Genomic DNA, 24,106 nt, shown 5'->3' with positions numbered 1-24,106 from the left:
ATGGATGAGTCAGACGCCGATTCCGTACGTTATGCCTCAGTCATCTGGCCGGTATTGCGCTGGCAGCGTTGCGCCTAGGCTGGTAGCGCGGGAAAAAACATACGGGGGAACATCATGAGACTGAGAACGTGGGCAACCTGGTTGGCAGGCACTGCCATGACATTCTTGCTGGCCGCGTGTGGCGGTGGTGGCGGTGGCTCGAGTACGCCCGCCACCCCGGCCGCGGCCACGCCGCTGACCTTCAGCGTCAAGATGAGCGCGACCGCGGGCGAGGTGGGCGTCGGCCGCTCGCTGACGATCAGCGCGATGACCGTCGACAGCAACGGCAACGACGCAAGCGGCAATACGGTGTTCACCTGGAGCAGCATCGACCGTGGCGTTGCCACGGTCGAGCCCGTCGCCGCGACGCCCGCCAGTGCCGTGGTACATGGCATCGCCACCGGCACCACCACCGTGCAGGTGGTCGCGACGGTCAAGAACGCCGACAACACGACGACCACGCTGCCGGCGCAGACGGCCACCATTACCGTGGTGCCGGCTTCCGCGGTCAGCTACAGCCTGTCGATCCCCAATACCAGCCTGTCGATGAGCGATGGCCAGGAGTTGCCGGTCAAGGTGTCGCTGATCGACAGCAATGGCAATGACGTCTCGGCCAGCGTCAACAGCTGGGCGTGGGCAAGCAGCGCTACCGCGGTCCAGGTCACGGCCAACCAGAACAGCGCCACGCTGAAGGCGAGCAACAGCTCGACCACCGCGGCGGCGACGGCTGACGTGTCGGTGTCGGTCACCGCGCCGGATGGCCGCGCGATCGGCGGCCTCATCGTGGTGACGGTCGCGAAGAACGGCTCGGCGACCTATCGCGTGGTGACCACTAGCAAGGGCCAGCCGGCGGATGCGCTGCAGGTGTTCAGCGAACGCCCGGCCAACTTCACCTCGCGCGTGCTGCGCAACGACGGCCAGGACGTGACGGCCGACTTCGACGGCACCTGGACCTACACTGCCACCTCGCCGACGCTGTCGACGACGGAAGCCGCGGGTACGCACGACGCCACGGTCAGCAGCAGCCTGGTCAAGGGCACTGGTCCGGTTCAGAGCACACTGACGGTGACCGCCGTCAGCACCAAGCTGGGCGTGCGTCCTTCGGCCGGCCTGTCCGTGACCGAGAATCCGACCTGGGCGCTGGTCAGCGACACCCAGCAACCGCTGACGCTGCTGCAAGCGCTGCCGATCGAGGTAACCGCGCGCATGAAGCACCTGGGCGATGATGCACAGGCTGCCACGTGCCAGAACTGGGCATGGGTCAGCACCGGACCGGTATCGCTGAGCCCGGCTCTGCTGCCAATGCCGAACCAAATGCGCGCCACTGGAACGGCTCCCGGCGACTTCACCATCACCGCGACCTGCACGGTGATCGCCGACAACATGCAGCTGAAGCTGGTCTTCGTCGGTACCGTCAAGTAAGCAGCAACGTTCCCGCGCGCAAGTGAAGCGCCCTCCGATCCGGAGGGCGTTTTGCATTGGCGCGGCATCGGCGGCCCCGCGTCACCACTGGTTTGCTCCCCTCCCACGCTCGCGGGAGCGGGCCAGGGGGTGAGAGCCGGCGGCTCCAGGACGACGGCATTTCTCCCGAAGCGTACCCATTTCTGCGTGACGGCGAAAAGCATCTTCCGTCCGCAACATCGCCCGCCGAACAGGCCCCACAACCGCGCGCTTTACCAGCATCGGAGCCCACGCCGGCCATGCCTCGCACGCAAAGCGTACCCATTTCTGCGCCCCACTCAACAGGCCGGCACGGCCTGCGACACACGCTCGCTAGCCCGCTCAGGGAGCCCCCAGGGACACGCACGAATGCGTGCAAACCGCTGCCAGCGCATCCCGCGCGAGCAGCGGGCGTACCCATTTCTGCGTGACGGAGTAAACGAACCCCGAGAGGGGGAATGGAGGGAAAAGGAGAGGGAAAGGACGGGGGAAGGAGAGGAAAAAGACGCGCCGTTCAGCGCTTGCGCACGAAGCGCACGACCTGCTCGGCAGGCTTGTCCTGCGCGTCAGTGGCCCTGGCGGTGTTGGACCCGCAGGTGTTGCAGCCGCCGTCGTCGCAGCCACTGGCGCAGCCTGAGGCAGCCTGCGGCGCGAGCCAGCGTACCAGTCGGCCGCGCCAGCCGCTCGCGGCGCCGCCGCCCAGGCGCGACGCGAGCGCGCCCTTGACGCGCTCGCGCGTGCGCGGCGCATAGCGCGCCAGCACCGATACCGCGCACGCCAGCACGATCAGCGGGACCAGCAGCGTTTCGATGGCGTGGTAGAGCGTCATGGCGGCGATGGTGTCAGCTGAACAGCAGCGCGACGCGATAGGTCACAAACGCGGCCAGGTAGGCCAGCCCGGTCAGGTACACGACCGACGCGGCCATGACCTTCCACGAGTTGGTTTCGCGCCGGATCACGGCCAGCGTCGAGATGCACTGCGGCGCGAACACGAACCACGCCAGCAGTGCCAGCGCTGTGGCCAGCGACCACTGCGAGGCGATCATCGGAGCCAGCTGCGCGGCCATGGCGTCTTCACTGCCAGACAGCGCGTACACCGTCGCCAGCGCGCCCACGGCCACTTCGCGCGCGGCCAGGCCCGGCACCAGCGCGATGCAGATCTGCCAGTTGAAGCCCACCGGCGCGAACACCTTCTGCAGCGCGTGGCCGATCATGCCGGCGAAGCTGTAATCGATGGCTGGCGCAGTCGCGCCTTCCGGCGGCGCCGGGAAGGTCGACAGGAACCACAGCAGCACGGTCAGCGTCAGGATCACCTTGCCCACCCGCGACAGGAAGATGCGGGCACGCTCCCAGAGGCCGATGGCCACGTCGCGCACATGGGGGATGCGGTACGACGGCAGCTCCATCAGCAGCGGATGGTCGGTGCGGTCGCGGCGGAAGAACTTGAGCGCATAGGCCACCACCAGCGCGCTGACGATGCCGGCCACGTACAGCGCGAACAGCACCAGCCCCTGCAGGTTGAACAGGCCCAGCACGGTGCGCTCCGGGATGAAGGCGCCGATCAGCAGCGCATACACCGGCAGCCGTGCCGAGCAGGTCATCAGCGGCGCCACCAGGATGGTGGTGAGGCGGTCGCGCGGATCCTGGATCGTGCGCGTGGCCATGATGCCGGGGATCGCGCAGGCAAAGCTCGACAGCAGCGGGATGAAAGAACGGCCAGACAGGCCCGCGCCCATCATCAGCCGGTCCAGCAGGAATGCCGCGCGCGGCAGGTAGCCCGATTCCTCCAGCGTGAGGATGAACAGGAACAGGATCAGGATCTGCGGCAGGAACACCACCACACTGCCCAGGCCAGCGATCAGGCCGTCGACCAGCAGGCTCTTGAGCAGGCCGTCGGGCATATGCGCGCCGAGCAGTTCGCCGGCCCAGTGCACACCGCCCTCGATGCCGTCCATCAGCGGCTCGGCCCACGAGAACACTGCCTGGAACATCAGGAACAGCAGCACCGCCAGCAGCAGCAGGCCGAACACCGGGTGCAGCACGATGCGGTCGAGCCGGTCGTCCAGCGCCGCGGTGCGCGCCGGCATGCTGACCGCCGCGGCCAGCATGCGGTTGACTTCGGTATGCACGTCGACATCGTTGGCGGGCTCGGGCGTGGACGGCGGCGCGGCGGGCAGGGCGCCGTCGAGCACAGCCAGCAGCGCTGCCGCGCCGTCGCGCCTGACCGCCACGGTGCTGACCACCGGCACGCCCAGCGCGGCAGCCAGCTTGTCGCGGTCGATCTGGATGCCGCGGCGCGCGGCGGCGTCGCTCATGTTGAGTACCACTACCATCGGCAGGCCCAGCCGGCGCAGTTCCAGTACGAAGCGCAGGTGCAGGCGCAGGTTGGTCGCATCCACCACCGACACCAGCAGGTCGGGCCGCTGCTCGCCGGCGCGCACGCCCATGCAGACGTCGCGCGTGATGGCTTCATCCAGGCTGGCCGCATGCAGGCTGTAGGCACCCGGCAGGTCCAGGATGCGCACCTGGCGTCCGGCCGGCGAGACGAAATGGCCTTCCTTGCGCTCGACGGTCACGCCGGCGTAGTTGGCCACCTTCTGCCGGCTGCCGGTCAGTCGGTTGAACAGTGCGGTCTTGCCGCAATTGGGATTGCCTACCAGCGCGATGCGCAGGGCAGGAGTCGGGGAAGCTGCTGCAGACATATTCCGGAAGGGCTCAGGCGGTCCGCTTGGTCCGCTCGTTCGGTGTGGACGCCGTGGCGCCGGCCTGTTCGCCCGCCTCGGCGGGCGCGATGCTGGTCACCGAGGCGCTGGCAAGCTCGATGCCGATGCGCGCCGCTTCCACGCGGCGCAGCGCAAAGCGCGTAAAGCCGATCTGCGCGACCAGCGGATCCATGCCGAAGGGGCCATAGGCGATGACCTGGACGATCTCGCCGGGCACAAAGCCAAGCTCTCGCAGGCGGCGCGCAACCGGGTCGCCGGGCGTGGCGTCGTCCACCGATTGCACTACGGCGGGCGTGCGCCGTGGAAGTTCAGACAACCGCATCATGCTTCCAGTCCGTTGGCGCGGTCGTCCGACGCGGCCGTGATGCGGCCGGCATGACCTCGCCGGGTACGTAAATGAAAATCGTTTTCATTGTATCGCAAATAGGGCATGACGATGCCCCACAAGTGGCGGGCACGCCAGCCGCCATGCCGCTGCGCGGCAGGAGGCGAATGATAACCGGTGACGGCGCGCGCGGAGGGGCCAAGCTTAAGGCCGCGCGGTGGCCATGTCCGCGCGGTGGCACACATGCGCGCCATCGTTGCAAAGTTCGGCTGTCCGAAACCTAATGCAACAGGTTTCATGCAGCGCGATGCAATTACTGCATTTGCGTTATTGGATGCCGCAAGCCTGCGGAGTTAAGCTGCAAGCACGCTGAACACCCCGTTCCACGCGTACTTCACAAGCCATCGGCCATCGTGCCGGTGGCTTTTTCTTTGATGCGTTGCCTCTTTGGACGTTGCCTCCGTGGACGCTACCTGCGCGGCCACCATCGCCACAAAGTTGTCGCGGGCGGGATGGTCGGGCGCCGTCTTCCACACGCAATAGACTTCGGAGCGTACCGCCGTGCCCGCCAGCGGCCGGAACGCCGCGCCTGCCATGCCCGAGCGCGCCAGCGCCGCCGGCACCACGGCCACCCCCATTCCCTGCGAGACCAGGGACACCACCGAGAGCCAGTGGCGCACTTCGTGCCGGATCTGCGGGTAAAAGCCCTGGGCCGCGCACATATCGAAGATACGACTGTAGTAGTCGGGCGAGGCCTTGCGCGAGAACAGCACGAAGGCCTCGCCGCGCAAGTCCGCCAGCGCCAGTTCCGGCTGCGCCGCGAGCGGGTGGTCTGCCGGCAGGCAGCAGACGAACGGTTCGGCGTGCACCCGCGTTGCCTGCAGCGGGTCGGGCACGCGGCCGGTGTGGATAAACGCTGCGTCGAGTTCGTCATGGAGCAGCGCATCGATCTGCTCCTGCGAGTTCAGTTCGGTCAGCGCCACCTGGATGCCTGGGTAAGCCGCCTCAAAGGCGCGCAGGGTTTGCGGCAGGCCGCGATACAGCATCGAGCCGACAAAGCCCACCCGCAGCCGGCCGATGGCGCCCGCTTCGATCTCGCGCGCCAGCAGCCGCGCCGCCTCGGCCTGCGCCAGCAAAGCCGTGGCCGATTCGCGAAAAGCGCGTCCGGCCGCGGTCAGGCGCACGCCGCGGCTGTCCCGGTCGAACAGCCGGGCCCCGACGGAGGCTTCTAGCTGCTGGATGTTCAGCGACAGCGGCGGCTGCGAAATGGCGAGCCGGCGCGCGGCCCGGCCGAAGTGCAGTTCCTCTGCCAGCACAAGGAAATAGCGCAGGTGGCGGAATTCCATGACGATACAAAAATTATATGGATCGAGCCAATTTTAGAATTAGACGCAAATCCTTGGGGTTTGAATAATGCAGATCAAAGGGCCGCAGCGTGTTCGTCAACCATGCCGGTCCACCCGACCAGGAGACCCGACATGCCGAACAGCGCCGTGCGCGATACCGCACCTCACGCCCAGCCCGACAGCCCCGCCGCCGCCCATCCCGTGCCCGACCGCCAGGGCGGCAGCCTGTTCGCCGCCGACCCCGAGTTGCGTGCATTACTGCCGCTCTACCTGCCGGCGGATCTGTTCAACCATCTGCTGCCACACCTGGAGCGCATGGGCGCACTGGCCGGCGGCGTGCTCGACGAACTGGCCGCCGTGGCCGACCACAATCCCCCGACGCTAAGCTACCGCACCCGCAGCGGCGTCGACGCGCAGCGCATCGACAAGCATCCTGCCTACGTGGAACTGGAGCGCGTGGCGTTCGCCGAATTCGGGCTGGCCGCCGCTTCGCACCGCGGTGGCGTGCTCGGCTGGGACAAGCCCATGCCGCCGGCGGCGAAGTACGCACTCACCTATCTGTTCGTGCAGGCCGAGTTTGGCCTGTGCTGCCCGCTGTCGATGACCGATTCGCTGACGCGCACGCTGCGCAAGTTCGGCGATCCGGCACTGGTCGGGAAATTCCTGCCCAACCTGACCACGCAGGTGTTCGACGACCTGTACCAGGGCGCCATGTTCATGACCGAGCAGGGCGCCGGTTCCGACGTGGCCGCCACCGCCACGCGAGCGGTGCGCGATGCCGGCGCCGAGGGCGGCTGGCGCCTGCTCGGCGACAAGTGGTTCTGCTCCAACCCCGACGCCGCGCTGGCTATGGTGCTGGCGCGCGTGGAAGACGAAGCCGGCAACGCCGTCTCCGGCCACAAGGGCGTGTCGCTGTTCCTGCTGCCGCGCAAGCTGGCCGACGGCAGCGACAACCACTACCGTGTCATCCGGCTCAAGGACAAGCTCGGCACGCGCTCGATGGCCAGCGGCGAGATCCGCCTCGAAGGCGCGCACGCTTATCTAGTCGGCGAACCCGGCCGCGGCTTCGTGCAGATGGCCGACATGATCAACAACTCGCGCCTGTCCAACGGCGTGCGCGCCGCCGGCCTGATGCGCCGCGCGCTGACCGAGGGCCTGTTCATCGCGCATGAACGCCGCGCCTTCGGCAAGCGCCTGGAAGACATGCCGCTGATGCGCCGCCAGCTGCTCAAGCTGACGCTGCCCACCGAGCAGGCCCGCACCATGGTGTTCCAGACCGCCGAGGCGCTGCGCCGCGCCGATGCCGGCGAAGCCGACGCCTACCCGCTGATGCGCATCCTGACACCGCTGATCAAGTTCCGCGCCTGCCGCGACGCGCGCAAGGTCACCGGCGACGCGATGGAAATCCGCGGCGGCTGCGGCTACATAGAGGAATGGAGCGACCCGCGCCTGGTGCGCGACGCCCACCTCGGCTCGATCTGGGAGGGCACCAGCAATATCGTCGCGCTCGACGTGCTGCGCGCGATCCGCCGCGAAGGCGCGCTGCCGGTGCTGCAGGCTCACCTGGCCGGGCTGCTGGCCGATACGCCGATGCACGCGCACGCACGCGCCACGTTCGAAGGCGCCATCGCCGCTGCCGCGAAACTGGCCGCGCACGCCGCTGAGGCCGGCGCCGACGGCGACCTGCTGGCGCGCCAGGCCGCTTCCGCGCTGTACCACGTGACCACTGCGGTGGCGATGGCGTGGGAAGCCGGCCGCATCGGCTCGGTGCGCCGCATGCGCCTGGCGCAGCTGGTGCTGCGCCACCGTGTGCTGCCGCAGGATCCACTGGCGGCAAGCGTCGAGCCGGAATGGCTGGCCGAAACGGTGGCGCCCCCCGCCGATGGCGTGGTGCGCGCAGCCGGCGCGGTCGCCGACGTCAACGTGTTCTGACGCCACCAAGAAGAACCCATTGTTTGCCCCCCCTCCCGCTGGCGGGAGAGGGAGCACCCCGCCCCGAAGATGCCCCAACCATCCCGCCCCCGCGGGAGACGTCCTACACCAGGAGACAACGCCATGAAACTCTGGCACCGCTTCGCGGCCATTGCCGCGTGCTCGCTCTGCATCGCCCCCGCCTTCGCGCAGAAGGACTTCCCGACCAAGCCCATCATGATGGTCGTTACCTACCCGCCGGGCGGTCCGACCGACGCCATGGCGCGCACGCTGGCCGCCGCGCTCAAGACCAGCCTGGGCCAGCCGGTGGTGGTGGAAAACCGCGCAGGCGCCGGCGGCAATATCGGCGCGGAAGTGGTCGCGCGCGCCGAGCCTGACGGCTACACGCTGATGTTCGGCACCTCGGCGCCGCTGGCGATCAACGTCAGCCTCTATCGCAAGATCAACTACGACCCGGTCAAGAGCTTTGCCCCGGTCATCCAGATCGGCCAGCTGCCCAACGTGCTGGTGGTGAACCCCTCGGTGCCGGCGAAGAACGTCAACGAGCTGATCGCCTACGGCAAGGCGCATCCGGGCAAGCTGACCTATGCCTCGTCCGGCAACGGCGCGTCGTCCCACCTCGCCGGCGTGCTGTTCAACAACGTCACCGGCACCGACTTCCAGCATATCCCGTACAAGGGCACCGGCCCGGCGCTGAACGACCTGCTCGGCGGCCAGGTCAGCATGACCTTCACCGACGTGCTGACCGCGATGCCCTTTATCAAGAGCGGCAAGGTGCGCGCGCTGGGCGTCACCACCAAGGCGCGCTCGCAGGCGCTGCCGGATGTGCCGACTGTCGCCGAACAGGGAGTGCCGGGTTTTGACGTCTCGGTCTTCTTCGGCGTGGTGGCGCCGGCGGGCACGCCGCCCGAAGTGATCGGCAAGCTCAACCGCGCCTTCGCCGATGCGCTCAAGCAGCCCGAGGTGCGCAAGACGCTGCAGGCGCAAGGCCTGGAATTCGCGCCGTCGACCACGCCGGAGCAGCTTGGGGGCTTCGTCAAGGCCGAGGTCGGCAAGTGGCGCGCCGTGGTGCAGAAGTCCGGCGCGCAGCTTGACTAGGTGACCAAGCGACCAAGCGACTAAGCAAAGAGGAGCCAGCCATGACCCAATCCAGCCCCGGCGCGCTTGCCGGCATCCGCGTGGTCGACCTGTCGCGCATCCTGGGCGGCCCGTACTGCGGCCAGATTCTCGGCGACCACGGTGCCGACGTGCTCAAGATCGAACCGCCCCAGGGCGACGACACCCGTACCTGGGGCCCGCCGTTCAAGGACGGCGTGGCGTCGTACTACTTCGGCCTGAACCGCAACAAGCGGGTGATGCGGCTGGACCTGACCACGGAAGGCGGGCGCGAAGTCCTGCTGGCCCTGCTGGCCGATGCCGACGTACTGGTCGAGAACTTCAAGACCGGCACGATGGAGAAGTGGGGGCTGGGCTATGACGTACTGTCGGCGCGCTTCCCGCGGCTGGTGCATTGCCGCGTGTCGGGCTTCGGCGCGGATGGCCCGCTGGGCGGCCTGCCCGGCTACGATGCAGCGATCCAGGCGATGTCCGGCATCATGAGCATCAACGGCGAAGCCGATGGCGATGCGTTGCGCGTGGGTTTGCCGGTGGTCGACATGGTCACCGGACTGAATGCCGCGATCGGCGTGCTGCTGGCGTTGCAGGAGCGAGCGCGCAGCGGGCGCGGGCAGTTCGTCGAGGCGGCACTGTATGACTCCGGCCTGTCGTTGCTGCATCCGCATGCGGCCAACTGGTTCATGAGCGGCAAGACCCCGCAGCGTACCGGTAACGCGCATCCGAACATCTACCCGTACGACACCGTGGCCACTGCCACCGACCCGATCTTCCTCGCGGTCGGCAATGACCGGCAGTTCCGCATCCTGTGCGAACACCTGCAGGTGCCGGTGCTGGCAGATGACGAACGCTATGCCACCGCGGGTGCGCGTTCGGTGAACCGCGTGGCGCTGAAGGCCGAACTGGAGACACACCTGCGCAAGCACGATGGCAAGACGCTGGCCGACACGCTGGTCGCCGCGGGCGTGCCGTGCGCACCGGTGCTGTCCGTTGCCGACGCCCTGCAGCATCCACATACGCTGCACCGCGAGATGGTGGTGGAAATGGAAGGCGGCTACAAGGGCCTGGGCGCGCCGGTCAAGCTGAGCCGGACGCCGGCGAGTTACCGGTATGCGCCGTTGAGCGAGGGGGACGCGTTTCTCTCGGACGGCCAGTAGGTCCCTACGGCCTGCGGCGCCTGCAGGCCGCGGCTCAGTGCCGGCGCCACAGCCTGGTCAATGGCACTTGAGCCGCAGCTTCTTTGGCACACCTCAGCCCGGAATCATCCCCGGCAACAGATAGGCCTGTACCACAGTGATGATTCCGATGATCACCGCAAACAGCAGGCTGTGCTTCACGGTAAATCGGAACAGCTCCGACTCCTTGCCAACCAGCCCCGTCGCCGCGCAGGCCACCGCGATCGATTGCGGCGAGATCATCTTCGCGGTCACGCCGCCGGTGGTGTTGGCCGCCACCATCAGCGTGTCCGATACACCGATCTGATGTGCCGTCGTGTTCTGCAGTGCGCAGAACAGCGCGTTGGACGACGTATCCGATCCTGTCAGGAACACGCCCAGCCAGCCGAGGAACGGCGAGAAGAACGGGAACGCGGCGCCGGTGCCGGCCAGCAGCAGCGCCAGCGTCGAGGACATGCCGGAGTAGTTGGCGACGAAGGCAAAGGCCAGCACCAGCCCGATCGACAGCACCGGGCGCGCCAGTTCCACCAGCGTCTCGCCGAAGGTGGCAACCAGGTCGCGCGGCTTCATGCGCAGCAGCACCGCCGAGATCAGCGCGGTCAGCAGGATCGCGGTGCCCACGGCGGACAGCAGGTCCAGCTTCAGCACGGCGTCATACGCCTTGGGCGTCGCCACGATCGGCGCGGCCTTGATCACCATCTGGTCCAGCCCCGGCACCTTGAACTTCAGCACCGTGCCCGCCAGCACGCCTTTGGCGGCGAACAGTGCCTTGAACGGCTGCAGGCTCCATACCGTGACGATAGCCGTCAGGATGCCAAACGGTGCCCAGGCCCGCAGCGTTTGCGCCAGCGTGTAGGGCGATGCCTTGCGGCTCACCGGGGCAGCGCCAAAGCCACCGCCGAAGCCGGCCAGCGCCACGGTGCCGCCGCTGGCCGTGCCGCCCGCGCGCTGCGAAGCGCTGCGCGGCTGCCAGACCTTCAGGAACGCCGCCAGCGACACCAGGCTGACCAGCGCAGAGGTGATGTCCGGCAGTTCCGGCCCGATATGGTTGGAAGTGAAGTACTGCGTCACGGCAAAGCTGCCGCCGCACACCAGCGCCGCCGGCCAGGTCTCGCGCACGCCCTTGGCGCCGTCCATCATGAACACCAGCCAGAACGGCACCAGCAGCGACAACAGCGGCAGCTGGCGGCCGGCCATCGCGCCGATAAGGAAGGGATCGATGCCCGTGACCTGCCCGGCCACGATGATGGGAATTCCCATCGCGCCAAACGCCACCGGCGCGGTATTGGCGATCAGGCACAGGCCCGCGGCATACAGCGGATTGAAGCCCAGGCCGACCAGCAGCGCTGCGGTGATCGCCACCGGCGCGCCGAAGCCTGCCGCACCTTCCAGGAAGGCGCCGAAGGCAAAGCCGATCAGCAGCATCTGCAGGCGCTGGTCGTCGGTGATCGACAGCACCGAGGCACGGATGATGTCGAACTGGCCCGTCTTGACCACGATCTTGTAGAGGAACACCGCGGTCACGATGATCCATGCGATCGGCCACAGCCCGTAGGCAAAGCCGAAGCCGGCCGCGGCCAGCGCCTGCTGCACCGGCATGCCGTATGCGAAGATCGCCACGCCGAGCGCCAGCAGCAACGTCACCGCGGCGGCGGCATGGCCCTTCATGCGCCACACGGCCAGCGCGAAGAAGAAGAACAGGATGGGAATGGCCGCCGCCAGCGCCGACAGCCACAGGCTGCCTAGCGGCGTATAGAGTTGGGTCCAGGGTTGCACGGCTTAGTCTCCTACTTCAATGGTGTTTCGAAAAATCTTTGTAGTTCTGGCAATCGCGGCGGCATGAGAGCAACCGCTGGTGTGCTCCCTCTCCCGCAAGCGGGAGAGGGAGCACACAATCGACAGCTGACAAACTCAGGGCGGCGCCTACTCCGGCTGCCCCTTTTCCTTGAGCAGATCCGCCAGGCTCTTCGCCGCCGGCTTCAGCGGCGTGCGATGCTGGGTCCATCCCATCTGCTTCGACGGCGCGAGCGCACGCAGCCGCGTGGCCGCCCAACGGAACAGCCGGTAAGTGGCCGGGTGCGAATACGCCCCGCTCCAGAACCGCCACACCAGGTGCTCACCCTTGCTGTACTTCGCGCCCTGGCCGCGCAGCGGATTGGCCACCTGTTCCTCGGGATCGCGGTTGGCTTCGGTACGCAGGCGCACCAGCAATTGCGGGATCGGGATGCGCACCGGGCATACCTCGCCGCAGGCCCCGCACAAGCTGGATGCGGTGGGCAGGTCAGCGGTGGCCTCGAGTCCCAGCAAATGCGGCGAGATGATCTTGCCGATCGGCCCGGGATAGGTGGTGCCATAGGCATGGCCGCCGATGCGCGTATAGACCGGGCAGTGGTTCATGCACGCGCCGCAGCGGATGCACTGCAGCGTGGCGCGCAGCTGTGCATCGGCATAGGCCTGCGTGCGGCCATTGTCGAGCAGTACCAGGTGCACTTCGCGCGGGCCATCGCGCTCGCCGTCGCGGCGCGGGCCGGAGATCAGGTTGAAGTACGTGGTAATGGCCTGGCCCGTGGCCGAGCGCGTCAGCAGGCTCGACAATGGCACGATGTGCTCGAGCTTCGCCACCACCTTTTCCATGCCCATGATGGCGATATGCACATCGGGCACCGTGGTGGAAAGCCGGCCGTTGCCTTCGTTCTCGACCAGCCACAGCGTGCCGGTATCCGCCGCGGCGAAGTTGACGCCGGACAGGCCAATGTCGGCGCCGACGAACGCGTGCCGCAGCGCGCGGCGGCCGGTCTGGATCAGCGCGTCGACGTCCTCGGTATAGGGCGTGTCGGGGATATGCTGCTCGAACAGCGTGGCGATGTCGCCCTTGGTCTTGTGGATCGCCGGCATCACGATATGCGAGGGCTTCTCGCCCGCCAGCTGGACGATGTACTCGCCCATGTCCGACTCGATGCATTCGACGCCGCGCTCCGCCAGGTAATGGTTCAGCTCGATTTCCTCGCTGGCCATCGACTTGCCCTTGATCACGCGCCTGGCCTGCCTTGCTGCCGCGATGCCGTGGATGATGCGGTTGGCGTCGTCGGCGGTCTCCGCCCAGTGGACATGCACGCCGGCGGCGGTGAGCTTGTCTTCCAGCTGCACCAGCAGGTCCGGCAGGTTGGCGAGCGCGTGCTGGCGTACCGCTTCGCCCAGGTCGCGCAGCCGTTCCAGTTCATCGGCATCGGGAAACTGAGCCAGCCGTTTGCCCTGCAGGAAGTCCATCGCGCCGCGGAAGCTCTGGCGCAGCTTGGGGTCGTCCAGCGCCTCGCGCGCACGCGCCTTGAAGTCTTGCGGCGCGACGAAATGCAGCGTGCTCTGGCTCATTGCGCGGCCTCCGTATGGTCGATGTCCTGCACGATGACGACCCACAGCCGGCGCGGGCCGTGCGCACCGTAGGCAAGCGTCTGCTGGATATCGGAAGTCTTGGACGGGCCCGAGATCATCACCAGGTTGGTCGGCATGCCGTCGCGCCAGCGTTCGGCGCGCGCGGCCAAGTGCAGGTCCTGGTGCAGCGTGGATGCGCGCACCAGCGCCACATGCAGCGGCGGCACCAGCGATACCGTGCGCGGTGAACCCGCATCCGGTGCAACGATCAGCGTGCCGGTGGCCGCAATGCCCGAACGCGCCACGGTGAAACCGGCGTCGACGGTGTCGAACAGTTCTGCTTTCCAGGCTTCGATGGGACGGTCGTAGCCGATGGCTTCGACCTGCGCCGGCAGTGCGGCGGCGAGCGCCGCGCCGGCGCGGCTTGACGGATCGAGCAGCAGGCGCCGGACGCCGGCTTCGGCCAGCGCCGTGGCCAGCAGCGCGGGCCAGGCTTGTTCATCGGTGCACCAGACTTCCGCGTGCGAGGCTTCCAGTGCGGTGCGCATTGCGTTGACCAATGCATTGACCAGCTCGTCGACGGTCGGAGCGCCGTGCCGGCGCGCCTCGAAATGGCCATCGATGCGGCGATCCAGTTCAGCGGTGGAGGACGCAGGTGCGGGGGCGGCGGCACGCAGCCGGCCGAGCATGCGTTCGCGGGCGCCGGGCGTGCTCATGCGGCACCTCCGGTACGACGCCACAGGAAGCTGGCCAGGTGCTCGACCTGCAGCGGCGCACCGTCGTGCGCGGCGGTGTGGCCGATATTGAGCAGGCAGCCGCAGTCGGCCGACACCAGCCGCTCGCAGCCGGTGGCGCAGGCGGACGCAACCTTGTCGCGCACCATCGCGCCGGAGATATCGGGATGCTTGAGCGAGAACGTGCCGCCGAAGCCGCAGCATTCCGATTCGCGCGCATGCTCGACGCGGGTCACGCCCGGCAATGCATCGACCAGCGCCACGCCATGCTGGCGCGTACCCATTTCGCGGCGGGCGCCGCAGGAGGTATGCAGCACGATCCGCTCAGCCGCCTGGCCCGGCGGCGTGGCATCGTGGAAATCGACATGGAGCACATGGAGCAGGAATTCGCCCAGCTCGTAGATGCGCTCGGCCAGTGCGCGCGCCTTTGGGCCGGCCACCGGATCGTCGGCGAACAATTGCGGCCAGTGGTGGCGCATCATGCCGGCGCACGAACCCGACGGCACGATCACCGGCCACGGCTGGCTGAACAGGTCCAGCTGCGCGCGCGCCACTGCACGGGCGGCATCGGGGTTGCCGCTGCTGTAGGCCGGCTGGCCGCAGCAGCTCTGCGCACGCGGGAAGTGTACGGTGAGGCCTTCGCGTTCGAGCAGCCGCACGGCGTCGAGCCCGGCCTGCGGCACGAACAGGTCGACCAGGCAGGTGGCAAACAGGTAGGCCTGCGTGGGGGCAGGGCCGGTGGGGTACTGACGATCCTTCATGTCTCGCTCCGGATGTGCTGGGGTTGCGCTGCTGGCGTCGCACATTTGGGCGCATAATTCCCGCTTCCGAGCGGCGGTTCAAATTGGTTGGACCAATCTGCGGGGCGAGGGGAACGGGGCGGACGGCATGACGGTGGCGGCACAAAGGAGCGGGCGCACCCGCGGGCGTGTGGAGGCGGTCATGCGCCAGATGGAAACCGCGCTGCTCGACGGCACCTGGCCGCCGGGTACGCGGCTGCCGGCCGAGCGCGTGCTGGCGGAGCAGTACGCGGTGGCGCGCAACACCGTGCGCGAAGCCATCCAGCGTCTGGCCGCGCGCGGCCTGCTGCAAAGCCGGCACGGCGCGGGCGTCTATGCCACCGACCAGCTGCGTGCCGGCATCGCGTCGCCATGGGGCCAGCTGGTGGCCGACCATCCCGCGCTGCGCGACGACATCCTGGAATTCCGCCGCGTTCTGGAAGGCGCGACTGCCTACTTCGCCGCGCTGCGCGCCGACGCCGCCGACGTCAAGCGCATCCGCACCCTGATGGCCGAACTCGAACGCGCCCGCACCGCCGACGACAAGGAAGCCGAGGCCGATGCCGATGCGCGCCTGCATGACGCCATCGCGCTGGCCTCGCACAACACCATGTTCCTGCACCTGCATACCAGCGTGATCGGCATGCTGCGCGAACACATCACCATCAACGGCACCGGGCTGCGCGAGCAGGACGACAGCGCCTCGGAACTGTTGCTGCTGCAGCACCGCACGCTATGCGACGCGATCTGCGCGCGCCGGCCGGAAGAGGCACGCACGGCCATGCAGACGCATATCGATTTCGTGCGCAGCCGGGTGGAGCAGGACGGCAGCTGAGTCTGCGAAATTGGTCCGACCAGCGCGCGCTACGGCGCGGGAATCGGCACTGTCTCCAGTGCCAGCGACGGCTGCAGCACTTTGCTCCATGCCTGCGTGACCGCTTTGTCCCGCTGCGTTGTCCTGCGGGCAAAGGCCAGGGCGCCGGTCATATCAGGCCGGCACCGGCCAATTCCCGTTTCAGGTAGGCGTAGAAGATCGGCCCGGCAATCACGCCGGGGATGCCGAACAGCGTCTCCATCAGCAGCATCACCATCAGCAGCTCCCACGCCGCCGCCTGGATGCGCGCCCCGATGATGCGGGCGTTCAGGAAATACTCCAGCTTGTGGATCACCACCAGGAACACCAGCGATGCCACCGCGATCGGCAGCGACACTGACAGCGACGCCACCACGATGGCCGTGTTGGAAATCAGGTTGCCCAGCACCGGGAGCAAGCCGGCCACGAAGGTTATGACCACCAGCGTCTTCGACAGGGGCAGGTGCACGCCGAACAGCGGCAGCACCAGCAGCAGGTAGAGCGCGGTCAGTACGGTATTGATCGTCGAGATCTGGATCTGCGCAAAGATGAACTGCGAGAACGCCTGCTGCAGCGTTCGCGCCCGCGCTACCAGCGCCGCTGCCAACGGCCGGCGGTTCGGCCGCGCCACCGCGCGGTAAAGCGCCACCATCGCGCCGATCACGAGGCCGATCAGGATATGCACCAGCGTGCGCAACACCTCCGCCCCCAGCTTCTGCGCCATGGCCGCATGCGCGCGCAGTGCTTCGATCAACGCATTGGCCAGTTCGTCCACGCCGTTGGGCAGCGCATCACTGAGCCACGGCGGCAACTGTCCGCGCGACTGGTCGATGATGTCCGCGACATGATTGAGCAGGCCATCCAGCGTATTCCCTTCCCCGCTGACAAAGCGCACCAGCAGCCAGCCGGCCAGCGACAGACCAAGCAGGATTAACGCCGACAGGATCGCCACCGCCAGCGCATCGTGCCGCTGGTTCAGCCGCTTCAGCCGCGGCGCCAGCACATCCACTAGCGAATACAGCAGGAGCCCGGACAACAACGCTGCCACCAGGTTGACATGGAGCACCGTCCAGAGCGCCAGAGCGGTCAGGACATAGGCGACGGCACCGACGCTATACCACGCGGCCGGCAGCAGACGCGGGGCGTTGGTCGGGTCGGGGTCTTTCATGTTTACGGTCCCTCCGGCATTGATGGGATTTGGCCAGGCTAGCGCTCGATTGTCGGGGCGGTGGCGGGGTTAGGCAAGTAGCGGGACGATTGCCCCAGAGCCGGTCGGTGTTGGCCGGCCGGATGGTGGGGACGACCAGTTTGCTGCAGGGCCCGGAATGCCCGGGGCGTGCGGGATGATCGCGTCCGCTATATTAGGGGCATCGGCCCCGATATCGGAACGGCATTCCCATGGCATATATCCACACCATTGGCAGCCAGCGCCATGTCTTCGACGACCTGCGCACGTTGCTGGCCAAGGCCAGCCCGGCCCGCTCCGGCGATGCCCTGGCCGGCATCGCCGCCGCCAGCGAGCAGGAGCGGATGGCCGCGCGCCTGGCGCTGGCCGACGTGCCCCTGGCCCGGTTCCTCAACGAGGCGCTGGTGCCCTATGAACAGGACGAAGTCACGCGCCTGATCGTCGACCGGCACGATGCCTCCGCGTTTGCCGCGATCGGTGCCACCACGGTCGGCGACCTGCGCAACTGGCTGCTGCGGCACGAGACCGACACCGCCACGCTGGCGCGCATCGCACCGGGCATCACCCCGGAGATCGCGGCCGCGGTCAGCAAGCTGATGCGCAACCAGGACCTGGTGGTGGTGGCGCGCAAATGCCAGGTGGTGACGCGCTTTCGCAGTACTGTCGGCCTGCCGGGGCGGCTGGCGGTGCGGCTGCAGCCCAACCATCCTACCGACGACCCCAAGGGCATCGCCGCTTCCGTCATCGATGGCCTGCTGTACGGCTGTGGCGACGCCACCATCGGCATCAACCCGGCATCGGACAACCTGGGCGCCATCGTCTCGCTGTTGCACATGATCGATGCGCTGCGCAGCCGCTTCGATATCCCGACGCAGTCCTGTGTGCTCACCCATGTCACCAACACGCTGCGCGCGATCGGGCAGGGCGCGCCGGTCGACCTGGTGTTCCAGTCGGTGGCGGGCAGCGAACGCGCCAATACGGCCTTCGGCATCAGCCTGGCGCTGCTGGCCGAAGCGCACGACGCCGCGCAGGGACTGGCGCGCGGCACCGTCGGCGATAACGTCATGTATTTCGAAACCGGGCAAGGCAGCGCGCTGTCGGCCAATGCGCACCATGGGGTCGACCAGCAGACCATGGAGGCGCGCGCCTACGCCGTGGCGCGCGCCTTCTCGCCGCTGCTGGTCAATACGGTGGTGGGCTTTATCGGGCCGGAATACCTGTACGACGGCAAGCAGATCATCCGCGCCGGACTGGAGGACCACTTCTGCGGCAAGCTGATGGGCGTGCCGATGGGCTGCGACGTCTGCTACACCAACCATGCCGAGGCCGACCAGGACGACATGGACACGCTGCTGACGCTGTTCGGCGTGGCCGGCATCAATTTCATCATGGGCGTGCCGGGTGCCGACGACATCATGCTGAACTACCAGAGCACTTCGTTCCACGACGCGCTGTACCTGCGCGAAGTGCTGGGCCTGCGCCCGGCGCCGGAGTTCGAGCAATGGCTGCAGCGCATGGGCATTGCCGATGCCACCGGCCGGCTGCTGGAGCCTTCCGCACGCCAGCCGTTGCTGCAGATGGCGCACAACCTCTAGGGCCGGCCTGTTGGATGCCGGTGCCAAGCCATTTTTCCCGCCACGCCGTGTTTCCCGCCACGCCATGACCGAGCCCACTTCGCCCGCCGCCAACACCCCCGATTCGCACGATGCCGATCCATGGCAGCGCCTGCGCCAGTTCACCCGCGCACGCATCGCGCTGGGCCGCACCGGCCACAGCCAGACCACCGATGCCGTGCTGGCGTTCGGGCTGGCCCATGCGCAGGCGCGCGATGCCGTGCACCTGCCGCTGGACCTCGACGCCATGAGCAAGGTGCTGCTGCAGGCCGGGCTCGACCACGTGCTCGTCCACAGCGCGGCGCCCGACCGCACGCATTACCTGCGGCGCCCGGACCTCGGCCGGCGTCTCGATGACGGCAGCAGGCAGCGCCTGGCCGCTGCGCGCCCGCAGCAGGCGCCCGATGTCGTGTTCGTGATCGCCGACGGACTCTCGGCACTGGCCGCGCAGACGCACGCCGTGGCGGTACTGGAAGCGACGCGCCAGCGGCTGCCGCAGGACTGGCGCATCGGACCGGTGGTGGTGGCGGAGCAATCGCGTGTCGCGCTGGGCGACGACATCGGTGCCGCGCTGGGTGCGCGGCAGGTGGTAATGCTGATCGGCGAGCGGCCCGGGCTGAGTTCGCCCGACAGCCTCGGCATCTACCTGACCTACGCCCCGCAGCTCGGCCGCACCGATGCCGAGCGCAACTGCATCTCCAATGTACGGCCCGAAGGGCTGTCCTACGCGCTGGCCGCGCAACGCCTGGCGTTACTGCTGCGCGGTGCCGCGGCGCTGGGGCGCTCGGGCGTGGACCTGAAAGACGACAGCGAGCATGCACTGCCCGGCGAGGCGCCGCCGGCGGCACCGCTGCAGAATCGTCCATAGAGAAAAACGGCCACCGGGGAAGGATCCGCGGTGGCCGCAGCGCAACATAGCCGCGCTACATCATGCGGCGCGAAAATTTGCCGGGCGTGGCATCCGACATCAGGTCCATGAACTGGTCCCGTGTCATGTGAACCAGTTCCTGGTGGTCGCCGCCTTCGAAATACACCTCGGGCTGCTGCATCAGGCTGTCGTCCACATAGGTCTGCATGCCATAGGCCATGGCGACCGGCGGAATCGCGCCGAGATCGCAATCCTTGAAGATCTCGCGGATTTCATCCTCATGCGCGAGCACCAGGTTGCGGCCGGTCTGTTCGCAGATGGCTGACATCTGCAGGTGATGGCTCGAAGGGATCACGGCAGCGACATAGCCGCGCTCGTCCTCGAGCAACAGGGTCTTGGCCAGACGGTCTCCGGGAACGTGCGCCGCCTCGGCAGTGGCCATGCTGCTGAGGGTGTAGGGGTGGCGGATAATGTCGTACTGGGTATTCTTGCTGCTCAGGCAGTTTGCGAGCGTGCTAGACAGGGCCATGGTTGCTCCTCAGGACAGGGATACACCTACAGTTATCCTTGTGCTCCTAATATAGTGCCTGGCGCCGTGCCCAACGGCTCCGGGTGCCCGATGGGCGGAACCCGGGTCCGCCATGCGCCGCTAGGCGTGCAGCCGCGGCCACACCGCCTGCAGTTCGGTTTTCAGGAAGTTCAGCAGATAGCGCGTGGCCAGCGTCTGGTAGCGGTTTGGCATGGTCAGCATGTACAGCCGGCTGCCGAACACGCTGATGCGGTAATCCGGCAGCAACTGCACCAGCCCGCCGTTCGCCAGCTCTTCGCCGATCGCGTAGATCGGCGTGATGCCGACGCCCAGGCCGGCCACCACCGCTTCCTTCAGGAATCCGAAATTGTCGGAACTGAGCGTCGGTTCCAGCACTACCTGATCGCGGGCTTCCGCGTCGCTGCCGGGCCGCGTTCCCGCGACCTTCAGCTTTTGCCCGACCGGCGAGGCGCACACGATCCCATGCGCCTGCAGGTCGGCGAGCGACTGGGGTGCGGGATGGTTGGCCAGGTAAGCGGGCGACGCGCAGATGACCCAGTCCACCGCGCCGATCTCGGTGGCGATGACCGAATCGGGCGGCGTGGAGATGATGCGCAACGCCACGTCCACATCCTCGGACACCAGGTTGTGCACGCGGTTGTCGAAGACCACGTCGAGGGTGATATCGGGATAGCGCTGCTTGAACTGGACCAGCAGCGGCGACAGCAGCGTATGGCCCAGGCCCGTGGGCACCGACAGCCGCACATGGCCCTGCAGGCTCTTGCCCATGTTGCTGATCAGCGCATTGGCGGCCGCCACCTCGCCAAGGATATTGCGGCCGTGCTCGTAGAGGCCCGCGCCCACGGGCGTGGGCTCGACATGGCGGGTGGTCCGGCGCAGCAGCTGCACGCCCAGCTCTTCTTCGAGCGCCTTCAGCCGGTAGCTGACATTGGCGCGCGTCATCTTGAGCTTGCGCGCGGCCGCGCTCAGGTTGCCGGCGTCGACGATGTCGACGAACAGGCGCAGGGCGTTGAGGTCCATGGCTCGAAAGAATGAAAATGGGCCGGCAGCGCCGTGTGGCAGCTGCCGGCCCCGTATATTGCCATGCCGGCGCGCGCGGTTGCCGTGCGCGCCGCCTTGGCCGGGCTCAGTGCTCGTGGTGCAGGTACTTTGCCTGGCGCGGCAGGCGCAGGCTCACCAGGAAGGCGATCGCCATCATCGCCGTCACGTACCAGTAGAACGAGGTCTCGTGGCCGAGGGTCTTCATGCCGAGCGCCACGTATTCAGCCGAGCCGCCGAAGATCGCATTGGCAATGGCGTAGGCCAGGCCCACGCCGAGCGCGCGCACTTCGGCCGGGAACATCTCGGCCTTCACGATGCCGCTGATCGAGGTATAGAAGCTGACGATGGCCAGTGCCACGGCGATCAGCACGAAGGCCAGTTCGGGGCTGCTCACCGAGCCGAGTGCGGTCAGGATCGGCACCGTGAACAACGTGCCGAGCGCACCGAACATCAGCATGTTGCTGCGCCGGCCGATGCGGTCGGACAAGGCGCCGAACACCGGCTGCATGCACATGTACAGGAACAGGCATCCGGTCATCACGTAGCTGGCGGTCTTGATCGACATGCCGGCGGTATTGACCAGGTACTTCTGCATGTACGTGGTGAAGGTGTAGAAGATCAGCGAACCGCCGGCGGTATAGCCCAGCACCGTGAAGAAGGCCGCCTTGTGGTTGCGGAACAGCTCGGCGACGCTGCCGGCCTCCTTGCTGCCGCGGCTGGCCGCCGAGGAGGTCTCGTGCAGCGTGCGGCGCAGGAACAGCGCGACGACCGCGGTGATCGAGCCGATCACGAACGGGATGCGCCAGCCCCAGGCCTTCAGCTCGGCCTCGTCCAGCAGCTGCTGCAGGATCACCACCACCAGCACCGCCAGCAACTGGCCGCCAATCAGCGTCACGTACTGGAACGACGAGAAGAAGCCGCGCCGCCCGCGCAGCGCGACCTCGCTCATGTAGGTGGCGGTGGTGCCATACTCGCCGCCCACCGACAGGCCCTGGATCAGGCGCGCGAGCAGCAGCAGCGCGGGAGCCCAGTTGCCGATGCTGTCATAGGTTGGCAGGCCGGCGATCAGCAGCGAGCCGGCGCACATCATGACCACCGAGATCAGCATCGAATTCTTGCGGCCGTGGCGGTCGGCGATGGTGCCGAACAGCCAGCCACCGATGGGCCGCATCAGGAAGCCGGCGGCAAACACGCCGGCGGTGTTCAGCAGCTGTGCGGTGGGATCGGACTTGGGAAAGAACGACGGCGCGAAATAGATCGCGCAGAACGCATAGATGTAGAAGTCGAACCATTCGACCAGGTTGCCCGATGATGCGGCGACGATCGCATAGATGCGCTTGCGCACTTCATCGCGGCTCGGGCCGCCGGTCTGGGCGGAGGTTGCAGAGAGATCGGTCATGTTGTTGTGTTGCAGTCAGGGCGGAGCGGAGCAACCGCGGGTCAGTCGCAATTGCAATGCGGCGGCGCAAGGGCCAAAAGCAGGACCATGCCGGCGAGGGCCGGCGCGAATGGCGGACCTTGGCATGGGGAACACGGGGAAGGCCGGGCGTGAAAAGCCCGTCGGTCTGGGGCGTGAACTGCGCGCGCTGCGGCGCATTTGCCAGTCAAGCGTAGCGCGCTGGCCAGGTCCTGCCCACCCCTGGCCTGTGCTGCGGTGCATCATGCGACGAGGCCCGGCACGGTGCCATCAGGGTTTGCGGGCGATTGTCCAGCCAGCGGGACAGTGTATCCCGCGCTTCGGCCGCCCGTGACGGCTTTCCAGGCGCCGCCTCCCTTGCACAGAACGCGGCTCTGGGCAATGATGCGAGGCATATCTTCAACTGGCCTGACGCGCCCCCGTTTGCCATGCACCGCTTGATGCGCCGCTGGTTGTGCCTGCTTTTGCTCGTTGCCGGCGCCAGCGCGTCCGCCCAGGACCTGGTCGAATGCAAGCGGATCGAGCATGACCAGCTGGTTGCCGCCACGCAGGAGACGCTGCTGTTCCTGCGCTGCCGCGCGCGCCAGGTCGCCTACGAAGCGCCGCGCCTCAAAGGCGTATCGCAGCGTTTCAAGGACGACCTGGTGTTCGCGTGCCTGGACCAGGCCGACGCCGTGGAGCACCAGTTGCGCGTACGCCATGGCTATTCGCGCGACTCGCTCGCGCGCCAGCGCTGCGACTTGTCGGCCAGCGCGCCGGGCTAAACACCCGGCCGGCGCCCCGTTTCAGGCGAAGCCGCCGTTGACGCGCACCACCTGCGCGTTGACCCAGCCGCCCTCCGGACCGGCCAGGAACGACACCGCGCCGGCAATGTCCTCGGGCGTGCCCAGCCGCTCCAGCGGCGCCGCCTTCGACAATTGCTCGATCTGCACCTCGGTCTTGCCTTCCAGGAACAGTTCCGTGGCGACCGGCCCAGGCGCGACCGCGTTCACGCTAATGCCGCGCCCGCGCAGCTCGTTGGCCAGCACGCGCACCAGGCCTTCTACGCCGGCCTTGGCCGCGATGTAAGGCCCGTAGCCGGGCAACGCACGCGCGATCACGCTGGTGGACAGCGCGACGATGCGGCCGCCCTGGCCCAGGCGCGCGCCCGCTTCGCCCAGCACCAGGAATGCGCCGCGCAGGTTGGTGGCAATGGTCTGGTCGAAGGCGTCGAGGCTGCCGGGGGCCACCGGCGCCATCGGCATGATGCCGGCGCTGTGGACGACCACGTCGAGGCGGCCGAACGCCTGCTGCGTCGTGTCGAACAGGCGCGCCACGTCCTGCGGCTGCGCCACGTCGCCCTGGATCGCGACGGCATTGACGCCGGCTTCGCGTGCCGCGGCCACGGTTTCATCGGCGCGCGCCGTGCTGCCGGCGTAGCCGATGGCCACGTCGAAGCCATCGGCCGCCAGGCGCAGTGCGATGGCGCGCCCGATACCGCGCGAAGCGCCGGTCACAAGGGCGGCACGGCGCGGGGTGGCACTGGTTTGTTGGTCTTGATCGCGTTGCATGATGGGCTCCGTGTTGAGATGCCTTCATCATGGATGTTGGCGACGATTGGATA

The 24,106-nt window shown here is 67.7% G+C and carries 22 protein-coding genes; 8 read left to right on the top strand and 14 right to left on the bottom strand.

Annotation, left to right across the window (positions count from 1 at the left end; all coding sequences use genetic code 11):
* Window positions 1-156 precede the first annotated feature (156 nt).
* Complete coding sequence (locus LPA45_RS25880) at window positions 157-1,461, top strand: hypothetical protein (protein ID WP_317921695.1); 1,305 nt, start codon at window positions 157-159, stop codon at window positions 1,459-1,461.
* Window positions 1,462-1,993: 532 nt separating this feature from the next.
* On the opposite strand, the gene LPA45_RS25875 is transcribed toward LPA45_RS25880, so the two are convergent.
* The 5 genes from LPA45_RS25875 to LPA45_RS25855 are packed head-to-tail and all read right to left on the bottom strand — an operon-like array spanning window position 1,994 to window position 5,873.
* Entirely contained in the window at window positions 1,994-2,308 is a 315-nt protein-coding gene (locus LPA45_RS25875) for a DUF6587 family protein (RefSeq protein WP_116319294.1), read from the bottom strand.
* A 13-nt stretch (window positions 2,309-2,321) separates the two neighbouring features.
* A complete protein-coding gene (feoB, locus tag LPA45_RS25870; RefSeq protein WP_317921697.1) occupies window positions 2,322-4,181 on the bottom strand; it encodes a ferrous iron transport protein B in 1,860 nt (619 codons plus the stop codon).
* 13 nt (window positions 4,182-4,194) lie between these two features.
* Entirely contained in the window at window positions 4,195-4,524 is a 330-nt protein-coding gene (locus LPA45_RS25865; RefSeq protein ID WP_317921776.1) for a FeoA family protein, read from the bottom strand.
* On the bottom strand, window positions 4,524-4,826 hold the full coding sequence (locus tag LPA45_RS25860) for a hypothetical protein (RefSeq protein ID WP_317921699.1): 303 nt from the start codon (window positions 4,824-4,826) through the stop codon (window positions 4,524-4,526). Before LPA45_RS25860 ends, LPA45_RS25865 begins: the two co-directional genes overlap by 1 nt.
* Window positions 4,827-4,880: 54 nt before the next feature.
* The gene (locus LPA45_RS25855; protein ID WP_317921701.1) at window positions 4,881-5,873 is read right to left on the bottom strand and encodes a LysR substrate-binding domain-containing protein; all 993 of its coding nucleotides are present in this window, start codon (window positions 5,871-5,873) and stop codon (window positions 4,881-4,883) included.
* A gap of 132 nt (window positions 5,874-6,005) precedes the next feature.
* Here LPA45_RS25855 and LPA45_RS25850 point away from each other — a divergent pair, with 132 nt between their 5' ends.
* The 3 genes from LPA45_RS25850 (at window position 6,006) to LPA45_RS25840 (ending at window position 10,075) form a co-directional block, all read left to right on the top strand.
* Complete coding sequence (locus tag LPA45_RS25850) at window positions 6,006-7,805, top strand: acyl-CoA dehydrogenase family protein (RefSeq protein ID WP_116319300.1); 1,800 nt, start codon at window positions 6,006-6,008, stop codon at window positions 7,803-7,805.
* Between the two features lie 123 nt (window positions 7,806-7,928).
* Window positions 7,929-8,903: a tripartite tricarboxylate transporter substrate binding protein gene (locus LPA45_RS25845; protein ID WP_116323672.1), complete on the top strand. Its 975-nt coding sequence runs from the start codon at window positions 7,929-7,931 to the stop codon at window positions 8,901-8,903.
* Window positions 8,904-8,944: 41 nt separating this feature from the next.
* Entirely contained in the window at window positions 8,945-10,075 is a 1,131-nt protein-coding gene (locus LPA45_RS25840; protein ID WP_317921704.1) for a CaiB/BaiF CoA-transferase family protein, read from the top strand.
* A gap of 93 nt (window positions 10,076-10,168) precedes the next feature.
* Here LPA45_RS25840 and LPA45_RS25835 read toward each other — a convergent pair whose 3' ends face one another.
* The 4 genes from LPA45_RS25835 to LPA45_RS25820 form a co-directional block, all read right to left on the bottom strand.
* Window positions 10,169-11,869, bottom strand: a complete 1,701-nt coding sequence (locus LPA45_RS25835; protein ID WP_317921706.1) for a lactate permease LctP family transporter — start codon at window positions 11,867-11,869, stop codon at window positions 10,169-10,171.
* Between the two features lie 147 nt (window positions 11,870-12,016).
* Window positions 12,017-13,462, bottom strand: a complete 1,446-nt coding sequence (locus LPA45_RS25830; RefSeq protein ID WP_317921707.1) for a LutB/LldF family L-lactate oxidation iron-sulfur protein — start codon at window positions 13,460-13,462, stop codon at window positions 12,017-12,019.
* Window positions 13,459-14,178 (bottom strand): LUD domain-containing protein, encoded by a 720-nt coding sequence (locus LPA45_RS25825; RefSeq protein WP_116323676.1) that lies wholly within the window; start codon window positions 14,176-14,178, stop codon window positions 13,459-13,461. Before LPA45_RS25825 ends, LPA45_RS25830 begins: the two co-directional genes overlap by 4 nt.
* On the bottom strand, window positions 14,175-14,957 hold the full coding sequence (locus LPA45_RS25820; RefSeq protein ID WP_317921710.1) for a (Fe-S)-binding protein: 783 nt from the start codon (window positions 14,955-14,957) through the stop codon (window positions 14,175-14,177). Before LPA45_RS25820 ends, LPA45_RS25825 begins: the two co-directional genes overlap by 4 nt.
* A 181-nt stretch (window positions 14,958-15,138) precedes the next feature.
* Here LPA45_RS25820 and LPA45_RS25815 point away from each other — a divergent pair, with 181 nt between their 5' ends.
* On the top strand, window positions 15,139-15,810 hold the full coding sequence (locus LPA45_RS25815) for a FadR/GntR family transcriptional regulator (protein ID WP_317921711.1): 672 nt from the start codon (window positions 15,139-15,141) through the stop codon (window positions 15,808-15,810).
* 148 nt (window positions 15,811-15,958) lie between these two features.
* Here the strand turns inward: LPA45_RS25815 and LPA45_RS25810 are convergent, their stop codons facing one another.
* The gene (locus LPA45_RS25810) at window positions 15,959-16,996 is read right to left on the bottom strand and encodes an AI-2E family transporter (protein ID WP_116323679.1); all 1,038 of its coding nucleotides are present in this window, start codon (window positions 16,994-16,996) and stop codon (window positions 15,959-15,961) included.
* Between the two features lie 230 nt (window positions 16,997-17,226).
* On the opposite strand from LPA45_RS25810, the gene LPA45_RS25805 reads away from it, so the two are divergent.
* Together LPA45_RS25805 and eutC are read left to right on the top strand one after the other, a co-directional pair.
* Window positions 17,227-18,609, top strand: a complete 1,383-nt coding sequence (locus LPA45_RS25805) for an ethanolamine ammonia-lyase subunit EutB (RefSeq protein ID WP_367395051.1) — start codon at window positions 17,227-17,229, stop codon at window positions 18,607-18,609.
* Between the two features lie 64 nt (window positions 18,610-18,673).
* Window positions 18,674-19,495, top strand: a complete 822-nt coding sequence (gene eutC / locus LPA45_RS25800; protein ID WP_317921714.1) for an ethanolamine ammonia-lyase subunit EutC — start codon at window positions 18,674-18,676, stop codon at window positions 19,493-19,495.
* Window positions 19,496-19,550: 55 nt separating this feature from the next.
* On the opposite strand, the gene LPA45_RS25795 is transcribed toward eutC, so the two are convergent.
* From LPA45_RS25795 to LPA45_RS25785, 3 genes are all read right to left on the bottom strand, one after another.
* Entirely contained in the window at window positions 19,551-20,024 is a 474-nt protein-coding gene (locus tag LPA45_RS25795; protein ID WP_116323682.1) for an aminoacyl-tRNA deacylase, read from the bottom strand.
* 120 nt (window positions 20,025-20,144) lie between these two features.
* Window positions 20,145-21,065, bottom strand: a complete 921-nt coding sequence (locus LPA45_RS25790) for a LysR family transcriptional regulator (RefSeq protein ID WP_116323683.1) — start codon at window positions 21,063-21,065, stop codon at window positions 20,145-20,147.
* A 106-nt stretch (window positions 21,066-21,171) separates the two neighbouring features.
* Window positions 21,172-22,485 (bottom strand): MFS family transporter, encoded by a 1,314-nt coding sequence (locus LPA45_RS25785; protein WP_116323684.1) that lies wholly within the window; start codon window positions 22,483-22,485, stop codon window positions 21,172-21,174.
* A 446-nt stretch (window positions 22,486-22,931) separates the two neighbouring features.
* Between LPA45_RS25785 and LPA45_RS25780 the strand changes: the two genes are divergently transcribed.
* Window positions 22,932-23,267 carry a hypothetical protein gene (locus LPA45_RS25780; RefSeq protein WP_317921715.1) on the top strand — a complete coding sequence of 112 codons (336 nt, stop codon included), beginning with the start codon at window positions 22,932-22,934 and terminating at the stop codon, window positions 23,265-23,267.
* Window positions 23,268-23,288: 21 nt separating this feature from the next.
* Here LPA45_RS25780 and LPA45_RS25775 read toward each other — a convergent pair whose 3' ends face one another.
* Entirely contained in the window at window positions 23,289-24,053 is a 765-nt protein-coding gene (locus tag LPA45_RS25775; protein WP_317921716.1) for an SDR family oxidoreductase, read from the bottom strand.
* Between the last annotated feature and the right edge of the window lie 53 nt (window positions 24,054-24,106).

Origin of the sequence: Cupriavidus sp. Agwp_2, from assembly GCF_040784895.1 — a bacterium.
Classification (GTDB): domain Bacteria; phylum Pseudomonadota; class Gammaproteobacteria; order Burkholderiales; family Burkholderiaceae; genus Cupriavidus.
The sequence above is the reverse complement of the archived record's forward strand: the minus strand, read 5'-3'. Positions and strand labels throughout refer to the sequence as shown.